We start from the raw sequence: 26000 nt of genomic DNA on the forward strand, positions 1-26000 counted from the left end.
TTCCCGATGATCCTGAAATCCCCCCGCCTGTGGGTCGCGGCGGCTGCTTTTGCAGCGGCACCGGCATTCGCCCAGAACATCGCCGTCGTGAACGGCACGCCGATTCCGAAGTCGCGCGCCGACGCGATGGTCGCGCAGCTCGTCCAGCAAGGTCAGACGGACAGCCCGCAACTGCAGCAGGCCGTGCGCCAGGAACTCGTGAACCGCGAAATTCTGATGCAGGAAGCGATCCGCGAAGGCATCCCGAACCGCCCGGACGTGAAGGCGCAGGTCGCCGTCGCGCAGCAGACCGTCGTGCTGCGCTCGATGATCGAGAGCTTCCTGAAGAAGAACCAGCCGACCGATGCGGAAGTGAAGGCGCGCTATGACGAGCTCGTGAAGGGTGCCGGCGGCAACCGCGAGTACCACCTGCATCACATCCTCGTCGACAACGAGCAGCAGGCGAAGGACCTGATCGCGAAGATCAAGGGCGGCGCGAAGTTCGAGGATCTCGCGAAGCAGTACTCGAAGGATCCGGGTTCGGGCAAGAATGGCGGCGACCTCGACTGGTCCGATCCGAAGGCGTACGTGCCGGAATTCGCAGCGGCCGCGCAGAAGCTGCAGAAAGGCCAGATGACCGACACGCCGGTGAAGACGCAGTTCGGCTGGCACATCATCCGTGCCGACGACATCCGCGACGTCGCCCCGCCGCCGTTCGACCAGGTGAAGGCGCAGATCGCGCAGCAGATCGTGCAGCAGAAGCTGCAGGCGTTCGAGGAAGGCCTGCGCCAGCAGGCGAAGATCCAGTAACGTCGGCGACATTCGCCCACGCCAAGGCCGCTCCCTGTGAGCGGCCTTTTTCATGCGCGCGTGGCGGCTGCGGCATGCGACGCGCCGGATGCGGCCGACCCGCGCGTAGCGGCCCGGACGCGCATGGATACGGCGCGCGCCGCCCTGCCGGCCGCGCAAAGAAAAAGCCGCCTCGAGGCGGCTTCTTTTCGGAACGGCGGGATCCGGGATCCCGTACGGACAGCGCGGCGAACCGCTATGCCGGATAGAAGGCAGCGTGATAGCGGACCTCCCCCGCCGGCCGCGGCGCGGCTTCGTCGAACGCCAGCGCGAGGAAATACTCGCGCGGCGCATCCGCGAACACGAGATCGCCCGACGGCACGAAGCCGAAACGCGCGTAGTACGCGGGGTGGCCGAGCACCACGCAGCCGCGCGCACCGAGCCGGCGCAATGCGTCGAGCCCTGTGCGCACGAGCCCCGCACCGATGCTCCGGCGCCGGCATTCTGGCCGCACCGCGAGCGGCCCGAGCCCGTACCACGCGTGGCTGCCGGCCGGCGCGCCGCCGATCGAGACCGGCGAGAACGCGACGTGACCGACCACGCGCTCGTCGCGCTCCGCGACGAGCGACACGGCGAGTGCGCCATCCGCGCGCAGCGCGTCGACGATCTGCCGCTCGAGCTGCCCGTGCTGCGGTTCGTCCGCGAACGCGGCCACGATCACGCGACCGATCGCATCGACGTCGCCGGCGCGTTCATCGCGCAGCGTGACGATCTCGACCGGTGCGTGCGGATCGAACATCAGCCGATCCAGCGGCGTGCGTTACGGAACACGCGCATCCACGGGCTCGCTTCGTCCCAGCCTTCCGGATGCCAGCTCATCGTGACCGTGCGGTGCACGCGCTCCATGTGCGGCATCAGCACCGAGAAGCGGCCGTCGGCCGTCGTGACCGACGTGATGCCGGCCGGCGACCCGTTCGGGTTGAACGGATAGCGCTCGGTTGCTTCGCCGCGGTGGTCGATGTAGCGCATCGCGACCGCGACGCGATCGATGTCGCCCTGCTGCGAGAAGTCCGCATAGCCTTCGCCGTGCGCGACCGCCACCGGAATCCGCGAGCCTTCCATCCCCGCGAAGAAGATCGACGGCGACTTCTCGACTTCGACGAACGAGAAGCGCGCCTCGAACTGCTCGGACTTGTTGCGCGTGAACTTCGGCCAGGCCTCGGCACCCGGAATCATCGATGCGAGGCTCGACAGCATCTGGCAGCCGTTGCAGATGCCGAGCGCGAACGTGTCGGGGCGCGCGAAGAACGCCGAGAACATGTCGGCAAGGTTCGCGTTGAAGCGGATCGTCTTCGCCCAGCCTTCGCCGGCACCCAGCACGTCGCCGTACGAGAAGCCGCCGCACGCCACCGCGCCCGCGAAATCGGCGAGCGTCGCGCGGCCCGCGAGCAGGTCGCTCATGTGCACGTCGTGCGCGTCGAAGCCCGCGCGGTCGAACGCGTACGCCGTTTCGAGGTGCGAGTTCACGCCCTGCTCGCGCAGGATCGCGACGCGCGGGCGGGCGCCCGTCGCGATGAACGGCGCGGCGATGTCGTCGGCCGGATCGAACGTCAGCACCGGCGAGATGCCCGGGTCCGCCGCATCGAGCAGCGCGTCGTATTCGGCGTCCGCGCAAGCCGGGTTGTCGCGCAGGCGCGCGATGCGCCAGCTCACTTCGCCCCACGCACGATGAAGTTCGGCGCGCGGCGCGTCGAAGATCTTCTTCGCGTCGCGGTACACCTCGATCACGTCGCGCTCGTTCACCGTGCCGATCACGTGCGAGCACGCCGACAGGCCGAACTCGCGCAGCGCGCCGAGCACCGCGTCGCGATCGGCCGCGCGCACCTGCACGACGGCGCCGAGTTCTTCCGAGAACAGCGCGCGCAGCGTGCGATCCTCGCGACGGCCGCTCGTCTGCTTCGCCCAGTCCTTCGCGTCGCCGTAGTCGGATTCGTGATTCGGGTCGAGCGTCAGCATGTCGACGTTCAGCGACACGCCCGCATGACCCGCGAACGCCATTTCGCACACCGTCGCCCACAGGCCGCCGTCCGAGCGGTCGTGGTACGCGAGCAGCTTGTCTTGCGCGTTGAGCGACTGGATCGCGTTGAAGAAACGCTTCAGGTCTTCCGGATCGTCGACGTCCGGCGTCGCGTCACCGACCTGCTGCGTGACCTGCGCGAAGATGCTGCCGCCCATCCGGTGCTTGCCGCGGCCGAGATCGATGGCGATCAGCACGCTGTCGCCCGCGTCGGCGATGCGGCGCAGTTGCGGCGTCAGGTGGCGGCGCACATCCTCGACCGGGGCGAACGCGGAGATGATCAGCGACACCGGCGACACCACTTCCTTCGCGACGCCCTGCTCGTCCCACTTGGTCTTCATCGACAGCGAGTCCTTGCCGACCGGAATGCCGATCCCGAGCGCCGGGCACAGCTCCATGCCGATCGCCCGGACCGTATCGAACAGCGCGGCGTCCTCGCCGGCCGTGCCGCACGCGGCCATCCAGTTCGCCGACAGCTTGAGCTTGTCGAGCGACGCGATCGGCGCGCTCGCGATGTTCGTGATCGCCTCGCCGACGGCCATGCGGCCCGATGCCGGCGCGTCGATCACCGCGAGCGGCGTGCGCTCGGCCATCGTCATCGCCTCGCCCTTGAAGCCCGCGTAGTCGAGCGCGGTCACCGCGCAGTCGGCCACCGGCACCTGCCACGGGCCGACCATCTGGTCGCGCACCGACGTGCCGCCGACCGAACGGTCGCCGATCGTGATCAGGAACGACTTGCTGCCGACCGTCGGGTGCTTCAGCACGTCGACCGCGACTTCCGACAGCGCGATGCCCGTCACGTCGACCGGCGCGCGCTCGGTGGCGACGCGCGCGACGTCGCGATGCATGCGCGGCGGCTTGCCGAGCAGCACTTCCATCGGCATGTCGACCGGGTATTCGTCGGCGCCCGTCGCTTCGTCGTCGACGAGCTTCAGCTGGCGTTCGTCGGTCGCGACACCGACCACCGCGAACGGGCAGCGCTCGCGTGCGCAGATCGCCTCGAAGCGCGGCAGGTCGGCCGGCGCGATCGCCAGCACGTAGCGCTCCTGCGCCTCGTTCGACCAGATTTCGCGCGGCGACAGGCCCGATTCCTCGAGCGCGACCTTGCGCAGTTCGAAGCGCGCACCCTTGCCCGCGCCGTCGACGATCTCGGGGAACGCGTTCGACAGGCCGCCCGCGCCGACGTCATGGATACTCAGGATCGGGTTTTCCGCGCCGAGCTGCCAGCAGCCGTTGATCACTTCCTGCGCGCGCCGCTCGATTTCCGGGTTGCCGCGCTGCACCGAGTCGAAGTCGAGTTCGGCCGTGTTCGCGCCGGTCGCCATCGAGCTCGCCGCACCGCCGCCCATGCCGATCCGCATGCCGGGGCCGCCGATCTGGATCAGCAGGGAGCCGGCCGGCACGTCGTGCTTGTGCGTATGCTGATCCGCGATGTTGCCGAGGCCGCCCGCGATCATGATCGGCTTGTGATAGCCGCGCACCTGACCGTCGACGTTCTGCTCGTACACGCGGAAGTAGCCGCCGAGGTTGGGACGGCCGAATTCGTTGTTGAACGCGGCGCCGCCGAGCGGGCCGTCGATCATGATCTGCAGCGGCGATGCGATGCGGTCCGGACGGCCGTACGGGCCGTGCGCATCGTTCGGGTTGCGCTCGCCGAGCGGCTGCGCCGCGTCGCGGGCGTTTTCCCACGGCTGGCGTGCGCCGGGCAGGTCGAGGTTCGACACGGTGAAACCGGTGAGGCCGGCCTTCGGACGCGCACCGCGGCCCGTCGCGCCTTCGTCGCGGATCTCGCCGCCCGCGCCGGTCGCCGCGCCCGGGAACGGCGAGATCGCCGTCGGGTGGTTGTGCGTCTCGACCTTCATCAGCGTGTGCGTGAGCTCGGTGTGGCGCCCATAACGCTCACCCGGCTCGCCGGCCGCGCCCGCGTTGCGCGGGAACCAGCGCTCGGCTTCGGCGCCGACCATGATCGACGAGTTGTCCGAATACGCGACGATCGTGCCCTGCGGGCTCAGCTTCTCGGTGTTGCGGATCATCGCGAACAGCGACATGTCCTGCGGCTCGCCGTCGATCGTCCACTGCGCGTTGAAGATCTTGTGGCGGCAGTGCTCGCTGTTCGCCTGCGCGAACATCATCAGCTCGACGTCGGTCGGGTTGCGTTCGAGCTTGCGGAACGCGTCGACCAGGTAGTCGATTTCGTCATCGGCGAGCGCGAGGCCCAGCTCGACGTTCGCGCGCTCGAGCGCGCCGCGGCCGACGCCGAGCACGTCGACGGTCGCGAGCGGCTTGGCCGGCAGCTCGTCGAACAGGTGCTTCGCGTCGTCGCGCGCGGCGACCACGCTTTCGGTCATCCGGTCATGCAGCGCGGCCGCGACCGCTGCGCGCGCGTCGTCGGACAGTGCCTTCTTGCCGCCGAGCAGGCCCGACTTCAGCGTGACCGTGAATTCGACGCCGCGCTCGATGCGACGCACCTGCGTGAGGCCGCAGTGCTGCGCGATGTCGGTCGCCTTGCTGGCCCATGGCGAAACCGTGCCGAAGCGCGGCAGCACGACGAAGGTCTCGGTCGCGCCCTTCTCGGCCGCCGGCTCGAACGGTGCGCCGTAGTGCATCAGCGCGTCGATGCGTGCGCTGTCGTCGGCCGACAGCGGCTCGGCCGCATTGACGAAGTGCAGGAACTGGCCGCGCACCGCGACGATGTTGGCGTCGATTTGCCTGAGCGTGTCGAGCAGACGGGTTTGACGGAAATCGGAGAGGGCCGAAGCGCCGGGAAAACACGAGAAGTGAGCCATGGGCTGGACTGACGTCGATGAGTCGCGCGAGGTGGCGACGTGGGGCGAAAGGAAGGCCGTAATTATACCCGGAAGTCGGTCGTCCCAGACCGGCCGATCGGGACCCGTCGCGCACCGCGACGGTGCACCGGGATCCGCCGCGCCCGCCTCGCCGAGCCGCCCGCCCATCCGCCCGCCGGGCCGGCATGCCCGGCCCCGGCAGCCGGCGGCCACACGATGGCGGAATCGGATGGGCTCGCGTGGCGCCGGTTCGCGCGCTTTTGGCGCTATCATTCCCGGTTCACCGGGCCGGGGGCCCGTCAGCGAATTCTCACCGGGCGGCGTACGCGCCGCCCGTCATCGAAGCAATCCATGGATGTCATCGTCATCGGCGGCGGACTCAGCGGCGTCGCCACCGCCTACCAGCTGCGTGCGGCCGGCCATCGCGTGTGCGTGGTCGAGCGCCACGCGACCGTCGCGCAGGGTGCGACCTACGGCGACGGCGGCGCGCTGCTGCCGAGCCCGCTCGACGTCTGGTTCGGCCCCACCTTCATGCACCAGCGCCAGCCGCGCGACACCGGCATCGTGTACAAGCCGGGCTTGAACGGCGGCGTGCGCCGCTTCGTCAAGCAGCTCGCGGCGCTGCGCGAGCCCGACGCATTCGTCGCGCAGTACGCGCGGCTGCGCCCGCTGATCGACGCGTCGCGCGAGTCGCTCGCCGACATCGAGGCGCGCTTCCAGCTCGAATTCGAGCAGAAACCGGGGATCCTGCACGTCGTGCGCGACGCGCGCGACTGGGACGCGCTGCAGCCGGCGCTCGACCTGCTGCGCACGCTCGACCAGCCGTACCGGGTGCTCACCGCCGACGAATGCGCGGCACTCGAGCCGTCGGTGCCGGCCGAGCCCGGCTTCGCCGGCGGCGTGCTGCTCGAGGCCGAGCGCACCGGCAACTGCCCGCTGTTCGCGAAGCTGGTCAAGCAAACGCTCGACGAGCACGGCGTGCAGTTTCGCTTCGGCGCGGACGTCGCCGCGATTCGCGTCGACACCGGCCGCGCCGCGGTCGAGCTCGCGCCGCCGGCCGGCGGCCGGCACGCGACGAAGGCCCACGAGGTCGACGTGATTTCGGCCGATGCGATCGTGGTCGCCGCCGGCGCCGGCAGCCTGCCGCTGCTGGAGCGGCTCGGCTGGCGGCTGCCGCTGCATCCGGTGCGCGCCCACACGCTGACCGCGCCGGTCGCGTACGAAGAGCATGCGCCGCATCTGAGCGTCGTCGATTCGATCAAGCGGATCTCGATCACGCGCACCCACCAGCGGTTGCGCATCGGCGGCGGCGCTGTGCTGCAGAGCCTCGCCGACACCGCGAAGCCGCTTCCCGAGCCGTTGTCCGAGGCCGCGCTCGCGCTGCTCGGGCAGGCAGTCCACGACTGGGTGCCGGGCGCCGCGAAGATTTCCGCCGCGCTCTCGTGGCAAGGCACGCAACTGCTGTCGCCGGACGGCCTGCCGGTCGTCGGTCCGACCCCGCATCCGCGCGTGTTCGTCAATTTCGGCCACGGCCCGGCCGGCTGGGGCCTCGCGTGCGGGTCTGCTAAAGTGGTGACCGACTGCGTGGGCGGCGCCGCGCAGCAGTGGCCGGCCGACACGCTCGCCGCGCTGAGCGCCGCGCGCTTCACGACCTGACCGCCGCGGGCTCGCCCCCGGGGCGGCTTCCTCTTCGCCGCCATGACTCCGCGATGACGAATACCCGCCCGCTTCCCGACTCCGCCCCGCTCGCGCTGCTGCGCGTCGCCGACCTGCGCGCGGCCGAGGCCGCCGCAACCGCCGAACTGCCGCCGCACACGCTGATGGGCCGCGCGGGCGCGGCCGCCGCGCGCTGGCTGTCCGAGCGGGTCGCCGGCGACGAACGGCCGGTCTGGTTCGCGGTCGGCCCGGGCAACAACGGCGGCGACGCGCTGGTGGCCGCCGCGCAGCTGCAGCAGCTCGGCGTCGCCACGCAGGCGTGGATGCCGGTCGCGGTCAAGCCGGACGATGCGCAATGGGCGCTCGGGCTCGCGCGCGCAGCCGGCGTGCCGCTGTCGACCGAACCGCCCGCGTCGCTGGACGATTACGCGTGGGTCGTCGACGGACTGTTCGGCATCGGCCTCGGTCGCGCACTCGACGGCCCGTTCGCCGTCCAGGCCACGCGCATCGCCGCGCACACACGAAACGGCGGCCGCGTGCTCGCGCTCGACGTGCCGAGCGGACTGGACAGCGACACGGGCCGGATCGTCGGCGCGGGCGTCGCCGTCGCCGCGACCCATACGCTCACCTTCATCGGCGCGAAGCCGGGCCTTTACACGGGCGACGGCCGCGATCTCGCCGGCGAGATTCACATCGCGTCGCTCGACGTCGCACCGCCCGCCGCGCCGGCCGTCGTGCTGAATGCGCCGGCCCGGTTCGCGGCCGCGCTGCCCGCCCGCGCGTTCGCGTCGCACAAGGGCACGTTCGGCAGCCTGGCGGTGCTCGGCGGCGACACCGGCATGTGCGGCGCGCCGATCCTCGCCGCGCGTGCCGCGCTGTTCGCGGGGGCCGGCAAGGTACATGTCGGCTTCCTCGGCGCCGGCGCGCCGCCGTACGACCCGCCGTTTCCGGAGCTGATGCTGCACCCGGCGGACGGCCTCGACCTCGATGCGATGTCCGCGATCGCGGCAGGCTGCGGCCTCGGCACGCGCGAGGCCGCGGCAACCCTCGTGCGTGACGTGCTCGCGCACGACGCCGTGACGCTGCTCGACGCCGACGCGCTGAACCTCGTCGCGACCCACGCCGAGCTCGCGACCGCCGTTGCCGCTCGCGGCGCGCGCGGCCTTGCGTGCGTGCTGACGCCGCATCCGCTCGAGGCCGCGCGGCTGCTCGGCAGCGATACCGCGACGGTGCAGCACGATCGACTGGCCGCGGCCCAGGCGCTTGCCGCGCGCTACGCGAGCATCGTCGTGCTGAAGGGTTCGGGCACGGTGATCGCAGCGCCCGACGGCCGCCTGACGGTCAACCCGACCGGCAATGCCGCGCTCGCGACCGGCGGCACCGGCGACGTGCTCGGCGGCCTGATCGGCGCGCTGCTCGCGCAGCGCGTCGCGCCGTACGAAGCCGCGCTCGCGGGCGTGTATCTGCACGGCCTCGCGGCCGACACGCTGACCGCGAACGGCAACGGCCCGGCCGGCCTCGTCGCGGGCGAACTCGCGCCGATGGTGCGCACGCTGATCAATCGCCTTTTTTACCCGTCGCCGCGCGCCGACATATAACGCCGCTATACTGAGTGCCCCGCCGCACGGCGGGCCCTCTCGTCCGCCGGCCTTCCGATCCCGATGAGCCGGCGCGGCATTCCTCCCGATTCACGCTTCACTCGAACCGCCATGACGCTGAATTCGCTCCCCGCCTGGACTGCCCTTCAATCCCACTTCGAACAAATCCACCATGCGCGGCTGCGCGACTGGTTCGCGCCGGAAAACGACCGCGCGCCGACCCGTGCCGAACGCTTCACGATTCCGGGCGGCGGCCTTGCGGCCGACTTGTCGAAGAACCGCATCAACGACGACACGCTGCGCCTGCTCGTGCAACTGGCCCGCGAAGCGGGCGTCGAAGCCCGCCGCGACGCGATGTTCGCCGGCGAGATCGTCAACCCGACCGAAGGCCGCGCCGCGCTGCACACGGCATTGCGCGCGACCGACCCGCACGCGCCGTTCCATGCGCAGATCAGTGCCGAGCGCGCGAAGATGGCGACCTTCGCGCGCGCCGTGCGCAGCGGCGCGTGGACCGGCTACACCGGCAAGCGCATCCGCCACGTGATCAACATCGGCATCGGCGGCTCGGATCTCGGACCGAAGATGGTCACGCATGCGCTGCATCACGTCGCGAGCCCGGACATCTCGACTCACTTCGTGTCGAACGTCGACGGCGCCGATCTCGCGCGCGTGCTCGAACAGGTCGACCCGGAGGAAACGCTCGCGATCATCGTGTCGAAGACCTTCACGACGCTCGAGACGATGACGAACGCACGCTCGCTGCGCGACTGGTTCGTCGCGCGCGGCTGCCCCGAGGCTGCCCTCGCGAAACACTTCGTCGGCGTCTCGGCGAACCCGGCCGAAGTCGTGAAGTTCGGCATCGACGCGGACAACGTGTTCGAAATGTGGGACTGGGTCGGCGGCCGCTATTCGCTGTGGTCGGCGGTCGGCCTGTCGATCATGATCGCGATCGGGCCCGAGCAATTCGACGAACTGCTCGCCGGCGCGAACGACATGGATCGCCATTTCCGCCAGGCGCCGCTCGAGCGCAACCTGCCGGTGCTGCTCGGCCTGATCGGCATCTGGTATCGCAACTTCTTCGGCTCGCAGAGCTATCTCGTCGCGCCGTATTCGGAGGCGCTGCACTACCTGCCGTCGTACCTGCAGCAGCTCGAGATGGAAAGCAACGGCAAGTCCGCACGCCTGGACGGCACGTTCGTCGACTATCCGACGTCGGCCGTCACGTGGGGCGAGCCGGGCACCAACGGCCAGCACGCGTTCTTCCAGATGCTGCACCAGGGCCCGACGATCGTGCCGATCGACTTCATCGCGGTGCTGACGCCCGAGCATCCGCTCGCGAGCCATCATCCGAAGCTGCTCGCGAACTGCTTCGCGCAGAGCGAAGCGCTGATGCTCGGCCGCACGCTCGACGAAGCGCGCAAGGTCGCGGGCCCGGGCAAGGAAGCGCTCGCGCCGCACCTGACGTTCCCCGGCAACCGGCCGACGACGACGCTGCTGGTGGATGCGCTGACGCCGCGCACGCTCGGCGCGCTGATCGCGCTCTACGAGCACAAGGTGCTGGTGCAGGCGACGGTGTGGGACATCAATCCGTTCGACCAGTGGGGCGTCGAGCTCGGCAAGATTCTCGGCAAGGTCGTCGAAGCCGACCTGTCGGCCGAGTCGATCGATCCCGCGAAGCACGATTCGTCGACGACCGCGCTGATCGAGCGCGCGCGTGCGGCGCTCAAGCGCTGACGCGACCACGTCATGCGCATGCCGGCCGCACCGGCGATCGACCGTGTGCGACCGGCGCGAGCATTCGGCGCCGCGCTACGCCGCCTGCGGCGCGACGATGCGTCCGGCGTCGATCGTGACCGTCGTCGCGCAGCGCCGCGCGAGTTCGGTATCGTGCGTGACGAGCACGAGCGTCGCGCCGTGCGCGCGATTCAGTTCGAACATCAGGTCGATGACCGCGTGGCCCGTGGCCGCATCGAGGCTGCCGGTGGGTTCGTCGGCGAACAGGATCGCCGGGTGCGTGACGAACGCGCGCGCGAGCGCGACGCGCTGCTGTTCGCCACCGGACAGCAGCTTCGGATAATGCGCGGTGCGCTCGCCGAGACCGACCTGCACGAGCAGCGCGCGGGCCCGCTCGGCCGCGTCGCGCGCACCGATGCCGCCCCTCAGCTCGAGCGGCAGCATCACGTTCTCGAGCGCCGTCAGGTGCGGCATCAACTGGAATGACTGGAACACGAATCCGACGGCGCCATTGCGCAGCGCGGCACGCTCGTCCTCGTCGAGCTGGTCGAGCGAACGACCGAGCAGGCGAACCGTGCCGCTCGTCGCGCTGTCCAACCCTGCAAGCAGGCCGAGCAGCGTCGATTTGCCGGACCCCGACGCACCGACGATCGCGAGGCTGCTGCCGGATCGCACACTGAGCGTGATGCCGTCGAGGATCGTCAGCTCGCCAGTTGCATCGGCGACCCGCTTGCATACGTCTTGGACTTCGATGATCGGATCGGTAATCTTGAACATGGACACGACATTCCACTGGAAGAGACGCGCGGCGCTCGCAGCGCTGCTGGGTACGCTGCTCGCAGCAACCGTGCCCGCACGAGCCGCGACGGCGGCCCCGGCATCGGGCCAGGGCCGGCCCGCGCTCGTCGTGCTCGGCGACAGCCTGTCGGCCGAATACGGGCTGCCGCGCGACACCGGCTGGGTTGCGTTGCTGCGGCAACGGCTCGCGACCGAGCGAATCGATTATAGCGTCGCGAACGCAAGCATCAGCGGCGACACCACGAGCGGCGGCCGCGCACGGCTGCCGGCGGTGCTGCAACGGCTCAAGCCGTCGATCGTCGTCGTCGAGCTCGGGTCGAACGACGCGCTGCGCGGCGTGCCGCTCGCAACGACCGAACAGAACCTGCGTGACATCATCGCCGATGCGCGGCAAGCGCGTGCGAAAGTCGTGCTGGTCGGCATGTACGTGCCGCCCAACTACGGGCCCGATTACACGCAGAAATTCCATGCGCTCTATACGCGGCTGTCGAAGGAACTCGGCGTACCGCTCGTGCCATTCCTCTTGGCCGGCATCGAGAACAAGCCGGAAATGTTCCAGTCGGACCAGATGCATCCCACGCAGCAGGCGCAGGGCATCCTGCTCGACAACGTCTGGCCCGCGCTGAAACCGCTGCTCGGCAAACCGCGCGGCTGACCTGGCGATTCGCCCCGGCCTGAAAAAAAGAAAGCCCCGCTCGAAGCGGGGCTTTCTATTGTTGCGTACGAAACCGTGAACGGCGCTACGCTCAGTTGCCGCTGTCCTGCGACTGGCTCGGCGTGGTGCCGTACAGCTTCACCTTCGAGCGGTCGCGCAGCGCGGCGAGATACGCTTCGCCTTCGCTTTGCGCTTCGACCTGCGCCATCTGCTGCTGCGCGGCCGCGAGCTGCTGCGGATCGACGGCCGTGCCCGGGATCACCGCGTTCACGCGATAGATCGCGTAGCCGTCCGCACCGAGATCGACCCCGACGTAGGCCGGCAGCGTCTTCGCATCGACCTTGTAGACGGCGCTCAGCGCCGCCGGCGTCAGGCCTTGCGATTGCATGCGCGACACCTTCTGCACGGGCGTGAAGCCATCGGCCGATTTCGACTTCTGCAGCTCGGCCAGCTTCGCCGCACCGTCCTTCTTCGCGAGTTCCGTGGCTTGCTCCGCGACGACCTTCTGACGCACCGCGTCCTTGATCGTGTCGAGCGCCGGCACGGCAGCCGGCTTGTAGTCGGTCACGCGCGCCGAGATCAGCGTGTTGTTGCCCACGTCGATCGCCTGCGTGTTGTTCCGGCTCTTCACCGAGTCGCTCGCGAACACGGCAGCGAGGAACTTCGGATTGTTCAGCGGGCTCGTCGGCGGCAGCTGCGGGTTCGGCGTCGGCATGACGGTGGCCGTCTGGATCGTCAGCTTGTACTTGTCGGCGGCCGGCTGCAGCGTCTTCGCCTTTTCATACACGGTCGACGTGAAGCCTTCCGCGTTGTCCGTGAACGCCTTCGCTGCATACTGCTGCTTCAGCTGCACCGCGATCTGATCCTTCACGTCGGCGAACGGCTTGACCACCGACGGCTTCACTTCCGTCGCCTTCAGGATGTGGAAGCCGAGATCCGACTGCACGACACCGCTCACGTCGCCCTGCTTCAGCGCGAATGCGGCATCGTCGAACGCCTTGCCGCCCGCCGTCGAGCCGCGCGTGATGAAGCCGAGATCGCCGCCCTTCGCTGCCGACGGTGCATCCTGCGAATTCTTCTGCGCGATCTGCGCGAACTGGTCCGGATGCGCCTTCACGTCGGCGAGCAGCTGCTCGGCCTTCGTCTTCGCGGCTGCCTTGTCGGCGGCGCTCGCGTCGCTCGCCGCGGCGATGAAGATGTGGCTCACGCGCACCTGCGCTTCCGAGCGGAAGTGCGTCGGGTTGTCGTCGTAGAACTTCTTGATGTCCGCATCGGTCGGCTGGGCGCTCGCGGCGGCCGCGGCCGGCGAATAGACGAGATACTGGATCGTCGCGGTTTCCGGCGTCGCGAAGCTCTGCTTGTGCGCGTCATAGTACGCGGTGAGCTGCGCGTCGGTCGGCTGCACCTTCGCCGCGTAGTCGCTCGTCTTCAGCACGAGCGCCTGCACTTCGCGCTGCTGCGCGGCCAGCTCGGACAGGCGTTGCGCCGGGCCCTTCGGCGTGAATGCGCTCGCCACGATGCTGGCCGGAATCTGCTGCAGCGCGAGGCTGTAGCGCACGCGCTCCTGGTACTGCTCGGGCGTCATCCCCTGGAACGACAGCAGCTGCGCATAGCGCTCGACGTCGATCGAACCGTCGGGCTTCTTCAGCGACGCGATCATCGGGTCGCTCATCAGCGCGTCGCGCACGGCGTTGTCGGATGCGGTCAGGTGCAGGCGTTGCGTCTCGTCGGCCAGCACGCGTTGCTGGATCAGGCCGTCGAGCACCTGCTTGCGGTGTTCCGGCGTGTCGAATGCCTTGATGTCGAACTGCCCACCGAGCGCCTGGCGCGCCTGATCGATCTGCTGGCGGAACGCGCCGTCGAATTCGACCCGCGTGATCTTGTGCCCGTTGACCGCAGCGACGTTCGCGCTGTCGTCGAAGAAGCCGCGGAAACCTTGGATCCCGACGAAACCCAGCCCCGGCAACACGATAAGGAGCAGGAGCGCCATCATCAGGCGCTGGTGATTACGGAAGAAATCGAGCATGCGTGACGGGAAAATTGGACAAAACGTCCGATATTACAACATACGGGATGGCACGGGAGAAAAGCAGGTGCGTAACGAACCGGGCGCAGGCGGCTTCCTCCACTCCGCAGTCACGTGCCCGCAAGCGGGCACCAACGGAAAACGCAAATGAAAAAGCCCGCACAAGGCGGGCTTCTTCATTTTCTGGCGGAGCGGACGGGACTCGCCTACATCCCGCAGGCCGCGGCTGCGCGTGCACGCGCAGCCCTTCGAGTCCCGCCGGAAGCCGCGCAGGCGGCTTCCTCCACTCCGCAGTCACGCGCCCGCAAGCGGGCGCGAACGGAAACGCAAATGAAAAAGCCCGCACAAGGCGGGCTTCTTCATTTTCTGGCGGAGCGGACGGGACTCGAACCCGCGACCCCCGGCGTGACAGGCCGGTATTCTAACCGACTGAACTACCGCTCCTTGGTCTGGCTGAATCGGGAAACTGGTGGGTGCTGAGGGGTTCGAACCCCCGACCTACGCCTTGTAAGGGCGCCGCTCTACCAGCTGAGCTAAGCACCCGTTTCCGATTCGTTCTGGCTGCGATCTGCGTTTCGGCATCAACAACCAGCGAGCCCGCAAGTTTAATTCATCCCCGATCATTTTGCCAAGCCCGCACGTGAATTTTTTTCAATGCGCATCGTTCAACGCTCACGCACGCGATGTCGACGCGCATAAAAAAAACCCGCGGACACGCCGCGGGTTTCGTGAACAACCGTCAGTGGCGGTGTTCAGTTTCTCAGTGCTTGACGACTTCCGTCGAGCCGGCATCCTTCGCCGCGTCGCCAACCGGTGCCGCAGCCTTCGCCTCTTCTTCCGGCGGCAGCGGGGTCGGCGTACGTTCGAGCGCGAGCTCGAGCACCTTGTCGATCCAGCGGACCGGCACGATCTCGATCGCGTTCTTCACGTTGTCCGGAATGTCCGCGAGATCCTTCACGTTCTCTTCCGGAATCAGCACCAGCTTGATGCCGCCGCGATGCGCAGCCAGCAGCTTTTCCTTCAGCCCGCCGATCGGCAGCACTTCGCCACGCAGCGTGATCTCGCCCGTCATCGCGACATCGGCACGCACGGGAATGCCCGTCAGCACCGACACCAGCGCGGTCGTCATCGCACCGCCCGCCGACGGACCGTCCTTCGGCGTCGCGCCTTCCGGCACGTGGATGTGGATGTCCTGCTTCTCGAACGCTTCGTCCTTGATGCCCAGACGCCGCGAACGCGAGCGCACGACCGAACGCGCAGCCTCGACCGACTCCTTCATCACGTCGCCGAGCGAACCCGTGCGAATCACGTTGCCCTTGCCCGGCATCACCGCGGCTTCGATCGTCAGCAGATCGCCGCCGACTTCCGTCCACGCGAGGCCCGTCACCTGACCGACCTGGTTTTCCTTCGCCGCGAGACCGAAGTCGTACTTGCGCACGCCGAGGAACGTATCGAGGTTCTCGCCATCGACCTTGATCGCGCCCGATGCCTTCTTCAGCAGCAGCATCTTCACGACCTTGCGGCAGATCTTCGACACTTCCCGCTCGAGCGAACGCACACCGGCTTCGCGCGTGTAGTAGCGGATGATGTCGCGGATCGCCTGTTCGGTGACGTCGACCTCGCCGTCCTTCAGCCCGTTGTTCTTCTTCTGCTTCGGCAGCAGGTAACGCTGCGCGATGCTGACCTTCTCGTCTTCCGTGTAGCCCGACAGACGGATCACTTCCATCCGGTCGAGCAGCGGCGGCGGGATGTTCAGCGAGTTCGACGTCGCGACGAACATCACGTCCGACAGGTCGAAGTCGACTTCGATGTAGTGATCGGCGAACGTGTGGTTCTGTTCCGGATCGAGCACTTCGAGCAGCGCCGACGACGGATCGCCGCGGAAATCCATGCCCATCTTGTCGACTTCGTCGAGCAGGAAAAGCGGATTGCGCACGCCGACCTTCGCGAGGCTTTGCAGGATCTTGCCCGGCATCGAGCCGATGTACGTCCGGCGGTGACCGCGGATCTCGGCTTCGTCACGCACGCCGCCGAGCGCCATCCGGACGAACTTGCGGTTCGTCGCACGCGCGATCGACTGGCCGAGCGAGGTCTTGCCGACGCCCGGGGGCCCGACGAGGCACAGGATCGGCGCCTTGACCTTGTCCACGCGCTGTTGCACCGCGAGGTACTCGAGAATGCGTTCCTTCACCTTCTCCAGGCCGAAGTGATCCTCGTCGAGCACCTGTTCGGCGTTCGACAGATCGTTGTTGACCTTGCTCTTCTTGCGCCACGGCAGGCCGATCAGCGTGTCGATGTAGTTGCGCACGACGGTCGCTTCCGCCGACATCGGCGACATCAGCTTCAGCTTCTTGAGCTCGGCGTCGGCCTTCTTCTTCGCTTCCTTCGGCATGCGCGCGGCGTTGATGCGCTTCTCGAGCTCCTCGAGATCCGCACCTTCCTCGCCTTCGCCCAGTTCCTTCTGGATCGCCTTGACCTGTTCGTTCAGGTAGTACTCGCGCTGGCTCTTTTCCATCTGGCGCTTCACGCGCCCGCGGATGCGCTTTTCGACCTGCAGGATGTCGATCTCGGCTTCGAGCTGCGCGAGCAGGTGCTCGAGGCGCTCGATGACCGGGAACATCTCGAGGATGTGCTGCTTCTGGTCGAGCTTCAGCGGCAGACGCTCGGCGATCATGTCCGCGAGGCGCCCGGCTTCGTCGATGCCCGACAGCGACGTGAGAATCTCCGGCGGGATCTTCTTGTTCAGCTTCACGTACTGGTCGAACTGCGACACGATCGCGCGGCGCAGCGCTTCCGTTTCCGCGCTGTCGGCGTGATCGGGCTCGAGCGGCATCACGTCGCAGGAGAACTGCGTCTCCTGTTCTTCGATCGACAACGCCTTCGCGCGCTGCAGGCCCTCGACGAGCACCTTCACGGTGCCGTCCGGCAGCTTCAGCATCTGCAGGATGTTGGCGATACAACCGACCTCGTACATGTCCTTTTCGGTCGGTTCGTCCTTGGCCGCGGTTTTCTGGGCGACGAGCATGATGTGCTTGCCGCCTTCCATCGCTGCTTCGAGGGCCTTGATCGATTTCGGCCGGCCCACGAAGAGCGGAATCACCATGTGCGGGAAAACGACGACGTCCCGCAGCGGCAGCAGCGGGAGCGTGATGCGTTCCGGCGGGAGAAGTTGGGTGCCTGACATTTCATTTCCCCATGAGTGGAATCAATTGTTCGGTAATTGAGGCCGCCACAACGAATTGCAAGCCTTCAAGTGCGGGAAATATTCGGTAAGAAAGTAACCACCGCGTGTCGAGTCAGAGTTACCCACAAGATAAACGAAAAAAAGCCGCCCACGGACTCATGAACGGCCTTTTTCGCAGAACATCGTCGGCAAGCCGGTCAGTTCGAACCCGCCACTTTCGGCGTGTCCTCATAGATCAGCAGGGGTTTGCCGTCGCCATCGATCACGTTTTCATCGATGATGACCTTGCTGACCCCTTTCATCGCCGGCAACTCGTACATCACGTCGAGCAATGCCTGTTCGATGATCGAACGCAAGCCGCGCGCGCCAGTCTTGCGGCGGATCGCCTTGCGGGCGACTGCCTGCAACGCGCCCGGCCGGATTTCCAGCTCGACGCGCTCCATCGCGAACAGCTTGTGATACTGCTTGACGAGCGCATTCTTCGGCTCGACGAGGATCTTCATCAGTGCGGCTTCATCGAGCTTGCCGAGCGTCGCGACCACGGGGAGCCGGCCGATCAATTCGGGGATCAGACCGAATTTGATCAGGTCTTCCGGTTCCGTCTCGCGCAGCACTTCGCCCGCGTCGCGTTCCTGCTTGCTCTTGACCGTCGCGCCAAAGCCGATGCCCGTCTTTTCGGTGCGATCGGTGATCACCTTCTCGAGACCGTCGAACGCGCCGCCGCAAATGAACAGGATGTTGGTCGTGTCGACCTGAATGAAATCCTGGTTCGGATGCTTGCGGCCACCCTGCGGCGGCACCGATGCCATCGTGCCTTCGACAAGCTTCAGCAGTGCCTGCTGGACGCCCTCGCCCGACACGTCGCGCGTGATCGACGGGTTGTCCGACTTGCGGCTGATCTTGTCGATTTCGTCGATGTAGACGATCCCGCGCTGGGCCTTGTCGACCTCGTAGTTGCAGTTCTGCAACAGCTTCTGGATGATGTTCTCGACGTCCTCGCCGACGTAGCCGGCTTCGGTCAGCGTCGTCGCATCGGCGATCACGAACGGCACGTTCAGCAACCGCGCGAGCGTCTGCGCGAGCAGCGTCTTGCCGGAGCCCGTCGGGCCGATCAGCAGGATGTTGCTCTTCGACAGCTCGACGTCGTCCTTCTTGTCGAGATGCTTCAGGCGCTTGTAGTGGTTGTACACGGCCACCGCGAGGATCTTCTTCGCGCGCTCCTGCCCGATCACGTACTGATCGAGGATGTCGCGAATTTCCTGCGGGCTCGGCAGATCCGACCGGGACAGGCTGGCCTCGACGCCGGCGGCAGCCGCCTCGTCGCGAATGATCTCGTTGCAGAGGTCGATGCATTCATCGCAGATGAATACCGACGGGCCGGCAATGAGCTTCTTCACCTCATGCTGGCTCTTTCCGCAGAACGAGCAATACAACAGCTTCTCGCTGTTCGAACCTTTTTTGTCCGCCATGAATGTAGAGCCTCCGGACAGGTAAATGACATGATACGCCGAATGCTCCGGACGCCGCGCCTAGGGCGCGACCGGAGCCGGCTGGATGCGCTTGCCGCAGATGCTCAAGGCACTCGGGACGTTGCAGCGGGCGCCGCCCCAATCGGGGCGGCACCCCACTTAAATTCACGGGCGCTTCAGCAGCACCTGGTCGATCAGCCCGTACGCCTTCGCGTCCTCGCTCGACATGAAGTTATCACGGTCGGTGTCGCGCGCGATGCGCTCGACGTCCTGGCCCGTATGTTGCGCGAGCAGGTTGTTCAACCGTTCCTTCAGGTAGAGGATTTCGCGCGCCTGGATCTCAATGTCGGACGCCTGGCCGCGTGCGCCGCCGAGCGGCTGGTGAATCATCACGCGCGAGTTCGGCAGCGCGAAACGCTTGCCCTTCGCGCCCGACGCGAGCAGGAATGCGCCCATGCTGGCCGCGAGGCCCATGCAGAGGGTCGACACGTCCGGCTTGATGAACTGCATCGTGTCGTAGATCGCCATGCCGGCCGACACCGAGCCGCCCGGGCTGTTGATGTAGAGGCTGATGTCCTTGTCGGGATTCTCGCTCTCGAGGAACAGCAATTGCGCGACCACGAGGTTGGCGGTCTGGTCGTTCACTTCGCCGACCATGAACACCAGGCGCTCCTTCAGGAGACGCGAATAAATATCGTACGAACGCTCGCCGCGGCCGCTCGTTTCGACGACGATCGGCACCAGCCCCAGCGCTTGCGCCTCGAAACCCTGCGGCGCGTTCGAAGCAAGCATGTCCAGCAATTCAGCGCGAGTGATCATTCAATGAACCTTGTTCGAATGGAAAATTGAACGGAAGGAAGCCGCCCGCTCAATCGCCATATTAATGGCAACCGTGCGCTTGACGTAAAAACGGCGTGCAGGCCGTCGCTCCGACAGCCGGCACGCCGCTAGAGCGACACTTACGCTTGCGACGATGCGCTCGCGAGTGCCTCGAAGCTCACTTCCTTGTCCGTCACCTTTGCCTTGCCCAGCACGAAGTCGACGACGTTGCTTTCAACGACGAACGCTTCCATCTCGGCGAGGCGCTGCTGGTTGGAATAATACCAGCGGACCACTTCCTTCGGGTCTTCGTAGCTCTTCGCGAACTCGTCGACTTCCGCGCGGATCTGTTCCGGCTTCGCTTCGAGGCCGTTCGCCTTCACGAGCTCGGCCAGCACGAGGCCCAGCTTAACGCGACGTTCCGCCTGCTCGGCGAACATCTCGGCGGGGATCGGTGCGTCCTTCGCGTTCGGCACGCCGCGCTGCGCCAGATCCTGGCGAGCCATTTCGACGAGGCGTTGCTGATCCTGCTCGATCAGTGCCTTCGGCACGTCGAGTTCGGAAATCTTCAGCAGCGCGTCCATCACCTGATTCTTGACGATCGACTGCGTGCGGCGCTTCGCTTCGCGCTCGAGGTTTTCCTTGATCTCGGCGCGCATCTTCGTCAGGTCGCCGTCTTCGATGCCGAGCGACTTCGCGAATTCGGCGTCGATTTCCGGCAGGTGCGGCCACTCGATCTTCTTCATCGTGACCGTGAATTGCGCCGTCTTGCCCGCCACGTCCTTGCCGTGGTAGTCGTCCGGGAACTTCAGGTCGAACGTACGTTGTTCGCCGACCTTCAGGCCGAGCGCCGCCGTTTCGAATTCCGGCAGCATGCGGCCTTCGCCGAGCACGAACGGGAAGTCTTCGGCCGTGCCGCCCTGGAACGCGACGTCGTCGATCTTGCCGACGAAGTCGACCGTCACGCGGTCGCCGTTCTTCGCCGCGGTGTCCGCGCCGCCGTCGCCGTGCTCGCCGGCTTCGCCGCGAGCGTGGTAGTGCACGCGCTGCTTGCGCAGGATGTCCAGCGTGCGGTCGATTTCGGCGTCGCCGATCGACGTCGTCGAGCGCTCGACTTCAGCCGTCGCCAGGTCGCCGATCTTCACTTCCGGGTAGACCTCGAACGTCGCGTCGAACGCGTATGCGTCCTCGGCCTGCTCCTGCTTCGGCTCGAAGCTCGGCTGGCCGGCCACGCGCAGGTTTTCCGCGCGGCTGATCGTGAAGAATTCCTGGCCGATCTTGTCGCTCAGCACTTCCGCTTCGACCTGACCCGAGTACTGCTGGGCGACCATCTTCAGCGGCACCTTGCCCGGGCGGAAACCCGGCATGCGAACGTTCTTCGCGAGTTTCTGGATACGGGCGTCGATTTCCTTCTGCACGGTGTCTTTCGGCAGGGAAATCGTCACGCGGCGTTCAAGCTTGCCGAGGTTCTCAACAACGTTAGCCATGGCTTCAATCGTCCTAAAATTATTCGAGCGAATCGGGTTTTCCTTGCCGTGCCTGCCTGCGGCGAGATGTGCATCACATCCACATGCCGCGCCGGAGCGCCACGCCATCCCTGCACGCGCCGAATGGCTAGCGCAAGCGGCTCGGAGCACGGCTTTGGCCGGAAGAATCGACTATTCTAGCAAACAATTTTCCTCGTACCGCCAGATCCCTCATGACAGGGGTGCGCACCCGCGCCCCTGCATAGCAATGCGCGCGGATTGTCGCTATGCCGAACGACGTATCCACCACGCGCGCGCCATCCTGTAAGCTCCGATTGAGGGTGCGCCGCCGTCGCGCCCCCATTTCTCAGATCAATTACGCTTCCCGGAGACACCATGCCGCACCACCCGTCCGCGCCTGTCGTCGTCATCGCGCCCGATTCGTTCAAAGGCTCGCTTTCCGCCGAGCAGGTCGCGGACGCGATCGCCACCGGCATCCGCCGGGCCCGCCCCGACGCGGTCGTGCGCTGCTGCCCGATGGCCGACGGCGGCGAAGGCACGCTCGATGCGATGCTGGCAGGCGGCGGCACGCGGCGTGCGCTGCGGGTGGCCGGCGCGTCGCTGGCGGCACGCGATGCGGCGGTGGGCGTGATCGATGCGCGCACCGCGATCGTCGAGACGGCCGAGATCGTCGGCATCACCGACGCGGTCGGCATGAGCGTGCCGGTCGACGCGCGCAGCACGCGCGGGATGGGCGAAGCGATCCGCACGCTGCTCGACGAAGGCGTGCGCCGCTTCTTCGTCGCGCTCGGCGGCAGCAGCACCAACGACGCGGGCGCAGGGTTGCTCGCGGGCCTCGGCCTGCAATGCTTCGACGCGGCCGGCCAGCCGGTCGAGCCCGTCCCCGCGCGGCTCGCCGACATCGCGCGGATCGACGCGTCGGCGCTCGATCCGCGTCTGAAGGACGCGGAATTCATCGGCATGTCCGACGTCGACAATCCGCTGACGGGCACGCATGGCGCGACCGCGGTGTTCGGTCCGCAAAAGGGCGTGGCGTCCGAGCAAGTCGCGACCCTCGATGCCGCGCTCGGCCACTTCGCCGACCTGCTCGAGGCGGCGCTCGACCGGCGCGGCCGTGACCTGGCCGGTGCCGGCGCCGCGGGCGGCCTCGGTTTTGCGCTGCACATGCTGGGCGCTCGGTTCGAAGCCGGCGCGGAAGTCGTCGCGCGCCAGGTCGGGCTCGACGCGGCGCTTGCCGGCGCCGACTGGCTGATCACCGGCGAAGGCCGCTCCGACGTGCAGACGCTGCACGGCAAGGCGCCGTTCATCGCCTGCCGTCACGCGCAGGCCGCGGGCGTGCCCGCGTCGCTGCTGTCCGGCGCCGTCGACCCGGCCGCGCTGCCGCGCCTGTCCGAACACTTCGCCGGCTGCTTCTCGCCGGCACCGGGGCCGATCACGCTCGACGTCGCGATCCGCGACGCGGCGAATCTGCTCGCGAACGAAGCGGAGCAGTTGACACGGCTGAAGTACGGCGCACACTGACCGTTGACCCGAGCGCGCGATACAGGAACAATCGGGCCCGCCCTTTTTCTTCAGGATTCGACATGAAAGGCCGTCAAGCCGGGCTCGATCAGTTTCTGACCTATCGCCTCCATGCGCTCACGAAGCGATCCGACCGCGGGATCGCCGACGTGTACCGGCACAAGCTCGACATCTCGCTGCCAGAGGCGCGCGTGATCGCCGCCGTCGGCGCGTTCGGTCCGTTCTCGATCATGGATCTCGCACGTCATACCAATCTCGACAAGAGCCAGGCGAGCCGCGCGGCGGAAGCGCTGCTGCGCCAGGGGCTGCTCGAGCGCAGCGCGAGCGAGGACGACGGCCGGATCGTGCTGATCGCGCTGACGGCCGACGGCCGCGCGCTGCATCGCCGGATCATGCCGATCGTGCGCAAGTGGAATGAAGGCCTGCTCGCATGCCTGTCCGACAGCGAGCGCCAGACGTTCGAGCGGCTGCTCGACAAGGTGGTCGCGCACGCGGTCGACGGCGACGAGTGAGTCTCGCGGGCGGGGCGATCCGTGCCCCTGTGCGCGTTGCGAAATGTATGCCACATGCACCGGGAGCGCCACGCTGGATGCTCGCTGCGCAGATGCGCCCTGAGCGTTCCAGTGCCCGCCACTTTATTCAGATGAATCCTGCAGATCGCCCCATTCGTCTCCGTCGCTTGAATCGCGCAAGCGCACGGGCGGCGACCCGGTTTTCCCTATCGTGCACGTATCGAACGACTGCTCGTCGTCCTTCGTCAAACCAGGCCATCGCCGCAGCGATCCCCTTGCGCTATAGCCCGCTGTTCGCCGCGCGCTGACGCAGCAGCCCCAGCACCGCGTCGCAATACGGCGTCGGCACGTCGAGCTTGCGCCCCAGCTCCGGAAACACGCCGAGGATCGGCCCGATCTCGAGCGGTCGCCCGGCCTCGAAATCCTGCAGCATCGACGTCTTGAACGCGCCCAGCTTGCGCGTCAAGGCGATCCGGTCCGGCCCGGCCATCCCCGTATCGAGACCGAGCTTCGCGCCGATCGCGGCCGCCTCCTCCATCATCCGCAACGCAAGATCCCGCGTGAACGGATCGTCGAGCAGTTGCTCGGTGGTCGAACCCGTGAGCGCGCTCAACGGATTCATGTTCATGTTGCCCCACAGCTTCGTCCAGATCTCGGTGCGGATCGCCGGCGTCGATTCGACGTCGAAGCCGCCCGCGGCGAGCGCCGCCGCGAACCGCGCGGTCGGCGCGTCCAGGCGCGCATCGGGCGAGCCAATGATCAGGCGGTTGCCGCGGCCGCGCCGCACGATACCCGGCGCATCGGTACTCGACGACAGGTGCACGACGCAGCCGATCGCCTGCTCGGGCGGCAGCGCCGCCGAGACCGCACCGGCCGGGTCGACCGCGTCGAGCGGCATGCCGTCGAGCGGCCCCGCGAGCCCGTGCGTGAACCACCACGGCAGCCCGTTCATCGCGGCGACGATCACCGTGCCGGAGCCGACCAGCGGCGCGATGCGCGCGGCCAGCGCCGGCAAGGCCTGCGCCTTCAGCGCAATCACGACGTAGTCCTGCTCGCCGAGCTCGGCCGCGTCGTCGCTCGCGCGCACCGGGACCGACGACACCGCGCCCGCCTCGTCGATCACGCGCACGCCGTGCGCATCCAGCGCATCGAGCGTCGCGCCGCGTGCGTAGGCGCTCACCGTCATGCCGGCGTGCGACAGCGCCGCCGCGAGCAATCCGCCGATCGCGCCGACACCGACCACAGCGGCGCGCACCGACCCTGAATTCGTGTCGTTCATGATGAAATTCCGTCTTCGGGAAGCTGACGAGCATAACGCTCAATGGTTGCGCGCACAACCATTTAGGAAAGCGGGCGCAGCATGGATTCGCACGTGCGCTTCAGCGCGACGCGCCTGCGCGGCGGCCTGCTGCGCATCTCGCGAACGCGCAGGCGTGGGGCGAACCTGAAGTGCCGTTGCCGGCTGACAGCGGCGACGACGCGTAGCGCCATGCGTTCGAGCGGATCGTGCTGCCGACGCTGGACCGGTTCCGGCCGGAACTGATCGTCGTCGCGAGCGGCCTCGATGCGAGCGCGGTCGATCCGCTCGCGCGCATGCTGCTGCATACCGACAGCTACCGGTTCATGCCGCGGGCGGTGAAGGACGCGGCACAGCGCCACTGCGGCGGGCGGCTCGTGATCGCCCATGAGGCGGTTATTCGGAGGCGTACGTGCCGTTCTGCGGGCTCGCGATCGTCGAGGAACTGGCGGGCATGCGCACCGAGGTTACCGATCCGATGCTCGAGCTCGCGATCGCGCAGCAGCCGGGCGAGCGGTTCCTCGCGTTCCAGCGAGAGATGCTCGACGAACTGGCGGCGTCGTTCGGCTTGTAACGCGCGTTCACCCAAGATACGGGTCGGCACACGCCGGCCCTTGCGCGATCGGTGCGGATGGGGTTTCCTGTGCTTTTACACCTGCCAGGCCCCTCGTCAGATGAAATCGTCTCCGCGCGAACCCGACACCAACGACAAAGCGCGCCGCCAGCCTTCGAAGCTGGCTCTGAATATCGCCGCCGTGCTGGTCGGCCTCATCACGTTCGCGATCGGCGTGGCGTGGTTGATCTATAGCTGGATCGTCGATCGCGAAGCGCAGTATTTCGCGATTCCGCTGGTGTTTTCGGTGCCGGTGATCGTGGCGGTCGCGGTGCGGAGTTTCTGGGACTAGACGCGTCACGCAACACGACAAAGCGCTGCGGTCGGGCGACGCGCGGCGCGGGTTATCGGGTTTGATTCAGGGTGAAGCGATGATTGCTACGGTTCGCTTGCGCGCCCATCACAAGCCGGGCCGCGCGCACGGATTGGGGACTGCGCCCCGGTGCTCGGCAATGACGAGGGGCGGTGCTGTGCCGGCCAGCACCCGGCCGACAGCTTTCAGCACGGTTTCCGTCGTCATCCGCTCACCGCTCGAAATCACGCGCCCCGAATAGGCAGAGCACACCGACGACGATGCAACCGTCTGCGCCGGCCTGGCGCTCCATGCGATGTTGTCGGCGGGCGTTGATGCACATGCCGGCGCGGCGAGCATCAGCGCCAGAACGGAAATTGGCGCGTACACGGTGGTCTTCATCGATTGCCCTCGGTGTAGTTGTGCTTTTTATAGGTAAAGTGAGCACGATATTACACTCGGCAGGCACGGTTTTCCGTGCGCGCGCGTCGACGGGTCCCCGCCGGAGAAAAACACCGGCATCAAGAAAAAAGCGCTGCGGGTCAGCCGACCGGCAGCGCTTTTTTTAGGAACGGCCCTTGGCGGGACACGTTCGACTTCGTGGTGCGTGAGGCCGGACTCGAACCGGCACACCCTTGCGGGCGTCAGGACCTAAACCTGGTGCGTCTACCAATTTCGCCACTCACGCGTATTGTCCGTCACCTGACC

Annotated in this window: 18 protein-coding genes, 3 tRNA genes and 1 pseudogene; 9 read left to right on the forward strand and 13 right to left on the reverse strand. The window is 67.3% G+C overall.

The genetic code is table 11. The features are described from left to right. Positions 1–6 precede the first annotated feature (6 nt). The gene (locus FFI87_RS09780; RefSeq protein ID WP_138847562.1) at positions 7–789 is read left to right on the forward strand and encodes a peptidylprolyl isomerase; all 783 of its coding nucleotides are present in this window, start codon (positions 7–9) and stop codon (positions 787–789) included. A gap of 235 nt (positions 790–1024) precedes the next feature. Here the strand turns inward: FFI87_RS09780 and FFI87_RS09785 are convergent, their stop codons facing one another. Together FFI87_RS09785 and purL are read right to left on the reverse strand one after the other, a co-directional pair. Beyond that, positions 1025–1567, reverse strand: coding sequence for a GNAT family N-acetyltransferase (locus FFI87_RS09785; RefSeq protein WP_138847561.1), 543 nt, complete (start codon positions 1565–1567; stop codon positions 1025–1027). Further along, positions 1567–5631, reverse strand: a complete 4065-nt coding sequence (purL, locus tag FFI87_RS09790; protein WP_138847560.1) for a phosphoribosylformylglycinamidine synthase — start codon at positions 5629–5631, stop codon at positions 1567–1569. The genes FFI87_RS09785 and purL overlap by 1 nt, the downstream gene beginning before the upstream one ends. Before the next feature lie 351 nt (positions 5632–5982). On the opposite strand from purL, the gene FFI87_RS09795 reads away from it, so the two are divergent. From FFI87_RS09795 to pgi, 3 genes are all read left to right on the forward strand, one after another. After that, the gene (locus tag FFI87_RS09795; RefSeq protein ID WP_138847559.1) at positions 5983–7287 is read left to right on the forward strand and encodes an FAD-dependent oxidoreductase; all 1305 of its coding nucleotides are present in this window, start codon (positions 5983–5985) and stop codon (positions 7285–7287) included. A 53-nt stretch (positions 7288–7340) separates the two neighbouring features. Beyond that, complete coding sequence (locus FFI87_RS09800) at positions 7341–8885, forward strand: NAD(P)H-hydrate dehydratase (RefSeq protein WP_138847558.1); 1545 nt, start codon at positions 7341–7343, stop codon at positions 8883–8885. Between the two features lie 111 nt (positions 8886–8996). After that, entirely contained in the window at positions 8997–10619 is a 1623-nt protein-coding gene (gene pgi / locus FFI87_RS09805; RefSeq protein ID WP_138847557.1) for a glucose-6-phosphate isomerase, read from the forward strand. 75 nt (positions 10620–10694) lie between these two features. Here the strand turns inward: pgi and FFI87_RS09810 are convergent, their stop codons facing one another. Further along, entirely contained in the window at positions 10695–11396 is a 702-nt protein-coding gene (locus tag FFI87_RS09810; RefSeq protein ID WP_138847556.1) for an ABC transporter ATP-binding protein, read from the reverse strand. Between FFI87_RS09810 and FFI87_RS09815 the strand changes: the two genes are divergently transcribed. Continuing rightward, positions 11395–12072 (forward strand): arylesterase, encoded by a 678-nt coding sequence (locus FFI87_RS09815; RefSeq protein WP_041489821.1) that lies wholly within the window; start codon positions 11395–11397, stop codon positions 12070–12072. The genes FFI87_RS09810 and FFI87_RS09815 overlap by 2 nt on opposite strands. 91 nt (positions 12073–12163) lie before the next feature. Here the strand turns inward: FFI87_RS09815 and FFI87_RS09820 are convergent, their stop codons facing one another. The 7 genes from FFI87_RS09820 to tig form a co-directional block, all read right to left on the reverse strand. Further along, positions 12164–14098, reverse strand: a complete 1935-nt coding sequence (locus FFI87_RS09820) for a SurA N-terminal domain-containing protein (RefSeq protein ID WP_138847555.1) — start codon at positions 14096–14098, stop codon at positions 12164–12166. A 367-nt stretch (positions 14099–14465) separates the two neighbouring features. Next, positions 14466–14542: transfer RNA gene (locus FFI87_RS09830), tRNA-Asp, on the reverse strand. A 23-nt stretch (positions 14543–14565) separates the two neighbouring features. After that, a tRNA-Val gene (locus FFI87_RS09835) sits at positions 14566–14641 on the reverse strand. A gap of 217 nt (positions 14642–14858) precedes the next feature. Beyond that, positions 14859–17282 (reverse strand): endopeptidase La, encoded by a 2424-nt coding sequence (lon, locus tag FFI87_RS09840; RefSeq protein WP_011657161.1) that lies wholly within the window; start codon positions 17280–17282, stop codon positions 14859–14861. A 197-nt stretch (positions 17283–17479) separates the two neighbouring features. Further along, complete coding sequence (gene clpX / locus FFI87_RS09845) at positions 17480–18751, reverse strand: ATP-dependent Clp protease ATP-binding subunit ClpX (RefSeq protein ID WP_006754177.1); 1272 nt, start codon at positions 18749–18751, stop codon at positions 17480–17482. Between the two features lie 165 nt (positions 18752–18916). Then, positions 18917–19570 (reverse strand): ATP-dependent Clp endopeptidase proteolytic subunit ClpP, encoded by a 654-nt coding sequence (clpP, locus tag FFI87_RS09850; RefSeq protein ID WP_006496351.1) that lies wholly within the window; start codon positions 19568–19570, stop codon positions 18917–18919. A gap of 140 nt (positions 19571–19710) precedes the next feature. Further along, positions 19711–21057 carry a trigger factor gene (gene tig, locus FFI87_RS09855; RefSeq protein WP_012364079.1) on the reverse strand — a complete coding sequence of 449 codons (1347 nt, stop codon included), beginning with the start codon at positions 21055–21057 and terminating at the stop codon, positions 19711–19713. A gap of 375 nt (positions 21058–21432) precedes the next feature. Here tig and FFI87_RS09860 point away from each other — a divergent pair, with 375 nt between their 5' ends. Both FFI87_RS09860 and FFI87_RS09865 read left to right on the forward strand, forming a co-directional pair. After that, entirely contained in the window at positions 21433–22578 is a 1146-nt protein-coding gene (locus FFI87_RS09860; RefSeq protein WP_138847554.1) for a glycerate kinase, read from the forward strand. 62 nt (positions 22579–22640) lie between these two features. Continuing rightward, complete coding sequence (locus FFI87_RS09865) at positions 22641–23090, forward strand: MarR family winged helix-turn-helix transcriptional regulator (protein WP_011657164.1); 450 nt, start codon at positions 22641–22643, stop codon at positions 23088–23090. A 280-nt stretch (positions 23091–23370) separates the two neighbouring features. Here the strand turns inward: FFI87_RS09865 and FFI87_RS09870 are convergent, their stop codons facing one another. Then, positions 23371–24369 (reverse strand): 2-dehydropantoate 2-reductase, encoded by a 999-nt coding sequence (locus FFI87_RS09870; RefSeq protein WP_138847553.1) that lies wholly within the window; start codon positions 24367–24369, stop codon positions 23371–23373. A 167-nt stretch (positions 24370–24536) separates the two neighbouring features. On the opposite strand from FFI87_RS09870, the pseudogene FFI87_RS09875 reads away from it, so the two are divergent. Continuing rightward, positions 24537–24961: pseudogene (locus FFI87_RS09875) on the forward strand (class II histone deacetylase); the annotation flags it as partial. Between the two features lie 100 nt (positions 24962–25061). Beyond that, positions 25062–25292, forward strand: coding sequence for a hypothetical protein (locus FFI87_RS09880; protein ID WP_006752038.1), 231 nt, complete (start codon positions 25062–25064; stop codon positions 25290–25292). Positions 25293–25400: 108 nt separating this feature from the next. Here FFI87_RS09880 and FFI87_RS09885 read toward each other — a convergent pair whose 3' ends face one another. After that, a complete protein-coding gene (locus tag FFI87_RS09885; protein WP_138847552.1) occupies positions 25401–25694 on the reverse strand; it encodes a hypothetical protein in 294 nt (97 codons plus the stop codon). A 199-nt stretch (positions 25695–25893) separates the two neighbouring features. Further along, positions 25894–25980: transfer RNA gene (locus FFI87_RS09890), tRNA-Leu, on the reverse strand. Positions 25981–26000 lie beyond the last annotated feature (20 nt).

The organism is Burkholderia sp. KBS0801, from assembly GCF_005937855.2.
Taxonomy (GTDB): domain Bacteria; phylum Pseudomonadota; class Gammaproteobacteria; order Burkholderiales; family Burkholderiaceae; genus Burkholderia; species Burkholderia ambifaria.

What these genes read in the sequence shown, in the direction of transcription:
- FFI87_RS09860 (WP_138847554.1), top strand. Translation starts at nt 21,433, where the DNA reads ATGCCGCACCACCCGTCCGCGCCTGTCGTCGTCATCGCGCCCGATTCG.
- FFI87_RS09865 (WP_011657164.1), top strand. Translation starts at nt 22,641, where the DNA reads ATGAAAGGCCGTCAAGCCGGGCTCGATCAGTTTCTGACCTATCGCCTC.
- FFI87_RS09885 (WP_138847552.1), bottom strand. Translation starts at nt 25,694, where the DNA reads ATGAAGACCACCGTGTACGCGCCAATTTCCGTTCTGGCGCTGATGCTC.
- purL (WP_138847560.1), bottom strand. Translation starts at nt 5,631, where the DNA reads ATGGCTCACTTCTCGTGTTTTCCCGGCGCTTCGGCCCTCTCCGATTTC.
- FFI87_RS09820 (WP_138847555.1), bottom strand. Translation starts at nt 14,098, where the DNA reads ATGCTCGATTTCTTCCGTAATCACCAGCGCCTGATGATGGCGCTCCTG.
- FFI87_RS09785 (WP_138847561.1), bottom strand. Translation starts at nt 1,567, where the DNA reads ATGTTCGATCCGCACGCACCGGTCGAGATCGTCACGCTGCGCGATGAA.
- clpP (WP_006496351.1), bottom strand. Translation starts at nt 19,570, where the DNA reads ATGATCACTCGCGCTGAATTGCTGGACATGCTTGCTTCGAACGCGCCG.
- FFI87_RS09815 (WP_041489821.1), top strand. Translation starts at nt 11,395, where the DNA reads ATGGACACGACATTCCACTGGAAGAGACGCGCGGCGCTCGCAGCGCTG.
- lon (WP_011657161.1), bottom strand. Translation starts at nt 17,282, where the DNA reads ATGTCAGGCACCCAACTTCTCCCGCCGGAACGCATCACGCTCCCGCTG.
- FFI87_RS09800 (WP_138847558.1), top strand. Translation starts at nt 7,341, where the DNA reads ATGACGAATACCCGCCCGCTTCCCGACTCCGCCCCGCTCGCGCTGCTG.
- FFI87_RS09880 (WP_006752038.1), top strand. Translation starts at nt 25,062, where the DNA reads ATGAAATCGTCTCCGCGCGAACCCGACACCAACGACAAAGCGCGCCGC.
- pgi (WP_138847557.1), top strand. Translation starts at nt 8,997, where the DNA reads ATGACGCTGAATTCGCTCCCCGCCTGGACTGCCCTTCAATCCCACTTC.
- FFI87_RS09780 (WP_138847562.1), top strand. Translation starts at nt 7, where the DNA reads ATGATCCTGAAATCCCCCCGCCTGTGGGTCGCGGCGGCTGCTTTTGCA.
- tig (WP_012364079.1), bottom strand. Translation starts at nt 21,057, where the DNA reads ATGGCTAACGTTGTTGAGAACCTCGGCAAGCTTGAACGCCGCGTGACG.
- FFI87_RS09810 (WP_138847556.1), bottom strand. Translation starts at nt 11,396, where the DNA reads ATGTTCAAGATTACCGATCCGATCATCGAAGTCCAAGACGTATGCAAG.
- clpX (WP_006754177.1), bottom strand. Translation starts at nt 18,751, where the DNA reads ATGGCGGACAAAAAAGGTTCGAACAGCGAGAAGCTGTTGTATTGCTCG.
- FFI87_RS09870 (WP_138847553.1), bottom strand. Translation starts at nt 24,369, where the DNA reads ATGAACGACACGAATTCAGGGTCGGTGCGCGCCGCTGTGGTCGGTGTC.
- FFI87_RS09795 (WP_138847559.1), top strand. Translation starts at nt 5,983, where the DNA reads ATGGATGTCATCGTCATCGGCGGCGGACTCAGCGGCGTCGCCACCGCC.